The sequence below is a fragment of the Candidatus Schekmanbacteria bacterium genome, assembly GCA_003695725.1.
Lineage (GTDB): Bacteria > Schekmanbacteria > GWA2-38-11 > GWA2-38-11 > J061 > J061.
Genome location: RFHX01000244.1, coordinates 1 through 4,341 on the forward strand (window position 1 = coordinate 1; position 4,341 = coordinate 4,341).

Consider the following 4,341-nt stretch of genomic DNA (forward strand, 5'->3'; position numbering starts at 1 on the left):
CTATTCACCTATGCTTTATGGTGTCGGTAAACAGTTTTATGAGCAAAATGGCTCATCTTTCATTTCTTGTCAGATACACAATAGAGTTTAAGTGTGGAATGAATAATAGTTGTGAATGCAATCACAATTTTGAAATTGTTGGCAGAAAGAAGGAGAAATAACCTATCCTCTTTAATGCTTAATTGCGCTTGGTTAACTTGATATTCCGAGAAAAAAAGCTATCTTGAAACTTGGGGGATGGAGAAAATGGAAAACAAAAATAATACAAATAATAGAAATGATCGATTGGAAAGAATTTGGAAGCATGAGAGAATAGTAGGTAACATTTATCGAGAAATTTTCGCAGACCTTGGTGCTGGATTTTTTAAGCCTTTTTTTCATACCTTTCATGCAGAACAGCAGATATTGTGTCCTGTTTCAACTTCTTACTGGGTGAGGGACGGTTTATCAATAGGTGCTTTGGCAAGACTTTTTCCATTACCTTTTTTTTCACATACATTGCAGATAGTTGCTGACAATGAAAAAATAAATTACGGTTCTCTCGGAGAAAATATAATTCTTTTGGGACGTCCTGTTAAAGCCCTTTTTAGAAGTGATGGTATAAAGAAAATTATAGAAAAGATTCAGCAAGTTCAAAAGATAAAAGTTCCAGATGATTTAGGTGACAAAAAGATTATTGTGCAGGGGAAGCAATATCTTCCAAAATCGGACAAAAAAACAGATATTCCATATGAAGACTTTGGTGTTGTGGGAAGATATATTTTTCCTGATAAAATAGTTATCAATATATACGGGTGTCGGTCACTTGGAACATATGGATGCTCTCTTTATATAAGCCAGTACAACAATCTAATAAAACTTGAAAAGATTCTTTCCCGCCTAAATGGTTTTGAAGGTGAAATTACCCAGAATTTGGAGGTCTTGGTCAAGGTTAATATGGAGCAAGATAATATTCAGGCGCCAAGCATAGAATTAAAAGACATTTTTTATGGCTTGGAGCATTATGATGCAAGAGAACAAATTTGGATTAGCAGGATATGGAGCTATGAGAATATTTATGACTGTATGACAAAATTGAATAAAAGCCTCTCAAAAGAAATCATAACTAATACCAATACAAGAAGGTTTTATTTTAAGTTTCCCGTGAATGATATTAAATTTAAGTTAACAAACAAAAAGATTTCAGTAAAAGTAAATAATCTGCCGTGCAAACATATGCAGCCAAAGGAAGCAGCATTCTTGATAATTATGATGAATTTGACTAAAGGAAAATCAGGTGAAAATAATAGAATAAGTTCTGACAGTATAAGGTCCGAAGCAGAAAAATTAAATTTTGACAGTAAACATATTGATAAGAAGAGAGTAATAGATTTGGGTAATAAATGTGTTTTTTAATTTAGCTGATTAAGTCAAGAAGATCATAAAATAGCTCTCATCTCGTTGAATAGATTTTGAATTCAAGAGGTTTTTTAAAAAGGGGAAGATTTTCTTCCCCCCTTTTAGCTTTTATTACTCGCCTTCCACATCTTCAACTTTAGTTATGATTTTTTTTATCTCGTCACTATCCCTATTTGCTGATTCTGTTGCGTCAAAAACTTCATTCAATGTTTTCTCATCAATGTGCAAAACATTTGCAGGCACTTCCGGAATAGACGGAGTGTGTATAGATGTCTCCATTTTTTTCACCTCCTTTCTCATAAATCTTCAATGTCTTGTATTAGCAGTGATACACTTCCTGTTGTATGGTGCTATTCTTAAATCTAACAACTTGTATATAACCAAACCTATTGACAAAAAAATTGTCTCCATTCCCCATATTCTCTCGACCTTTTGTTATGTGATTCGAATAGATACGGAAGCGTCGATGAAAAAGCCAAAAGGCATTCAAAAAATTGTTTCGTGAAAATGAGTCATCCGGATTGACAATGACAATAATCTTCCTGAATTCATTCTTTCGTACATATCCATTTTTTCCCTCACCAAATAGGATGTCTATTTGAAAAATAGAACCTTTAGGCAATTAAGAAATAAATATATTTTTTTGATGATTTTCTTGAACTTTGTTTTTTTGAAATTGGGAAAAGAGCAATCGGGTGTCGGCATTTTATAAGTGTTTTCCCCAACAGAAAACTTTTCCCATCCGCAGATAGCATCCTGACTATCGTGATATAGTTTAATCATCGAGGCGCGAAACATTGCCCTAATAGAGTCGGGCTGAGGTGTTTTCATTCGCTTACTGATTTCTTTTTCAGAAACAACCTTGTGGTTTAAATATCCTTTTTTATCAAGTGATTCAAAGATGCCGTTGCTACGTATGAAAGAATAACGAAAATCTATAACAGAAATTTTAAAAAAAACTTTGACCGCATATGTCAGCGTTGCCCAAGTTTTCAAGGGTCCTTTCCTGACAAGCATATCTATGTATTCAAATGTGGGTTTAAAGAGATAATACTTACAAAACTCCTTAGGAGATTTACAGCTAAGGAGGTTGTCATACCAGTTGACAGGGATTGATAAAACATCGATGGAATTTTTGATTATTCCTGCTATAGCTCCGGCATCGCGAATCTGCACCCAGTTTAGCTTCTCTTTTGCCAGATGGGGTTGAAGAGGAGGAATAGTTTAATTCCCTTGTCAGAAATTTGAGAAAGCTTTTCATAATCCTTTGTAAGGTAAATGTTGCGCCAGTATTCCCACTCCTTAATAGTCCACTTGAACCAATGCGGTGCTGATTTGTTCTTTTTTGCGTAGTCATTGGCAAGATTATAATATTTTTCATCTGCCTCGAGCCATGTATAGGAATTTCCGTCCTTGAAGGGAATACGTATAGAGTTTCCAAAAAGGTCGAAGCTGAATTTTTTTACATCTTCAACAGGTGCAATAGGCAAAAAATTCGAAAATCCCGAAAAATCTGCGCCCTGTATTATAAGGAACAGAACAGCTGCTTTTTTGAGACAGGAAAGAAGCATTTGTCGCTGTGATTTTGCCGCCTCGAGATTCACAACTTTGAAATAACACCAATCAGCGGGAAGATCATACCTATTTCTTTCCGAGAGCAACGGTTTTCTGGATTGGCACAAGTCTGAGGAAAATGCGTTGTGGGTTCGAACCTTCGCTGAAGCTTCAAAACCGCCTGAGGAAAGATTAGTCGAAGGCGCTCCAACACCGCAGAAACTTGGATCAGTGCAGATGAGCGTTAGGAATATAGAGTTCAAAGTTCGTTCTGGTATTGAATAATGGCTTGATAGATGAAGATGCTCTCCCATACCGTTTGGAGAGTTGTGAAGCCAAGGCAAAACAGCTGCTAACGAAATATCAAGATTTACCCCTTTTCTTTTTAAATTATCGATTGCTTTTAAAACAATTAAACGGTTAGCCAAAATTTGAGAAATGAAAAGTTTATGGGAAAGCGGGTTATCATTCAACACAAGCTCGGGTGTAGATATTTCCGGTTCGAATTGTGGCACTTCAATGTTTACTCGTGAGCCATTATCTATGAATATATCATGTTGATAAGTAGTACAGCTAACATGATTGGTAATCTCATTAACACTATTGAAGAAACTCAATACATCTTTTTTATGCATTTGTTCCTTATTGCTGTAATACCCAAAATTCGATAATGATATTACTCTTAACTCTTCTTCAACACCGGCATATATGTTCATACACACACCTCACTAAAATACTAATTAACTTTTTCTCCCGAAAATTCGCCTAAAGAGGGATGCGCATCCGTTTTTTATCCATAACTGCAATGCTTCTGTGTCGTTTATCCTTTTCCTGCATTTCAGACGGATGTAAAATTTGTATATTTTCAGAAAAAGAATTTGAAGCTTCATAAATTTTTTAAATTCTTCAATATTTCCCATTGTAAATTTCCGTTTCTTACAAAAACAAAAGACGGATATCACATCGATATCCGCCTTCAGCTTGCCTGACCGGCGTTATTACTATGGCATCACCAACCTATTTCGCTCTTTTCGAAATACAAAATCGCATTTTGCAATCTACTATTCTGGCATTAGAAAATTTTATTGTTACAGAACCGCATAGCATATCAAGACTTTTAGTAGTGATTTTTTCAATCAATTTGATTGTGTCTTTTGTTATTTGGGGAGATTTGAAGGATTCTTCTTTTCTGACTGAAATCCATATATCAATATTTTCAATGGTGCCTTCATTGAAAAATACTTCAATGCTGCCAAAATTTATTTGTAACAAATTTTTATTGAGATCATCGAAGAAATGAAATATATCAACGGCGTCCATCTCCCCCATCCCCTCTGATAGATTCAGACATTATCTAATTTTAAAAATAAAGAAAAATTGGTTCACAAC

The 4,341-nt window shown here is 34.9% G+C and carries 6 protein-coding genes; 1 reads left to right on the plus strand and 5 read right to left on the minus strand.

Annotated elements, in window-relative coordinates:
* Positions 1–246: 246 nt before the first annotated feature.
* Positions 247–1,395 carry a hypothetical protein gene (locus D6734_09490; protein ID RMF93680.1) on the plus strand — a complete coding sequence of 383 codons (1,149 nt, stop codon included), beginning with the start codon at positions 247–249 and terminating at the stop codon, positions 1,393–1,395.
* Positions 1,396–1,509: 114 nt separating this feature from the next.
* Here the strand turns inward: D6734_09490 and D6734_09495 are convergent, their stop codons facing one another.
* The 5 genes from D6734_09495 to D6734_09515 form a co-directional block, all read right to left on the minus strand.
* Positions 1,510–1,698: a hypothetical protein gene (locus D6734_09495; protein RMF93681.1), complete on the minus strand. Its 189-nt coding sequence runs from the start codon at positions 1,696–1,698 to the stop codon at positions 1,510–1,512.
* A gap of 294 nt (positions 1,699–1,992) precedes the next feature.
* Entirely contained in the window at positions 1,993–2,574 is a 582-nt protein-coding gene (locus D6734_09500; GenBank protein RMF93682.1) for a hypothetical protein, read from the minus strand.
* Positions 2,575–2,579: 5 nt separating this feature from the next.
* Positions 2,580–3,668 (minus strand): hypothetical protein, encoded by a 1,089-nt coding sequence (locus tag D6734_09505; GenBank protein ID RMF93683.1) that lies wholly within the window; start codon positions 3,666–3,668, stop codon positions 2,580–2,582.
* 24 nt (positions 3,669–3,692) lie between these two features.
* Entirely contained in the window at positions 3,693–3,872 is a 180-nt protein-coding gene (locus D6734_09510) for a hypothetical protein (protein ID RMF93684.1), read from the minus strand.
* Between the two features lie 97 nt (positions 3,873–3,969).
* The gene (locus tag D6734_09515) at positions 3,970–4,272 is read right to left on the minus strand and encodes a hypothetical protein (protein ID RMF93685.1); all 303 of its coding nucleotides are present in this window, start codon (positions 4,270–4,272) and stop codon (positions 3,970–3,972) included.
* Positions 4,273–4,341 lie beyond the last annotated feature (69 nt).

Excerpts from the sequence above, each read along its gene's own strand:
- D6734_09490 (RMF93680.1), top strand. The coding sequence starts at position 247 with ATGGAAAACAAAAATAATACAAATAATAGAAATGATCGATTGGAAAGA.
- D6734_09495 (RMF93681.1), bottom strand. The coding sequence starts at position 1,698 with ATGAGAAAGGAGGTGAAAAAAATGGAGACATCTATACACACTCCGTCT.
- D6734_09505 (RMF93683.1), bottom strand. The coding sequence starts at position 3,668 with ATGAACATATATGCCGGTGTTGAAGAAGAGTTAAGAGTAATATCATTA.
- D6734_09510 (RMF93684.1), bottom strand. The coding sequence starts at position 3,872 with ATGGGAAATATTGAAGAATTTAAAAAATTTATGAAGCTTCAAATTCTT.
- D6734_09515 (RMF93685.1), bottom strand. The coding sequence starts at position 4,272 with ATGGACGCCGTTGATATATTTCATTTCTTCGATGATCTCAATAAAAAT.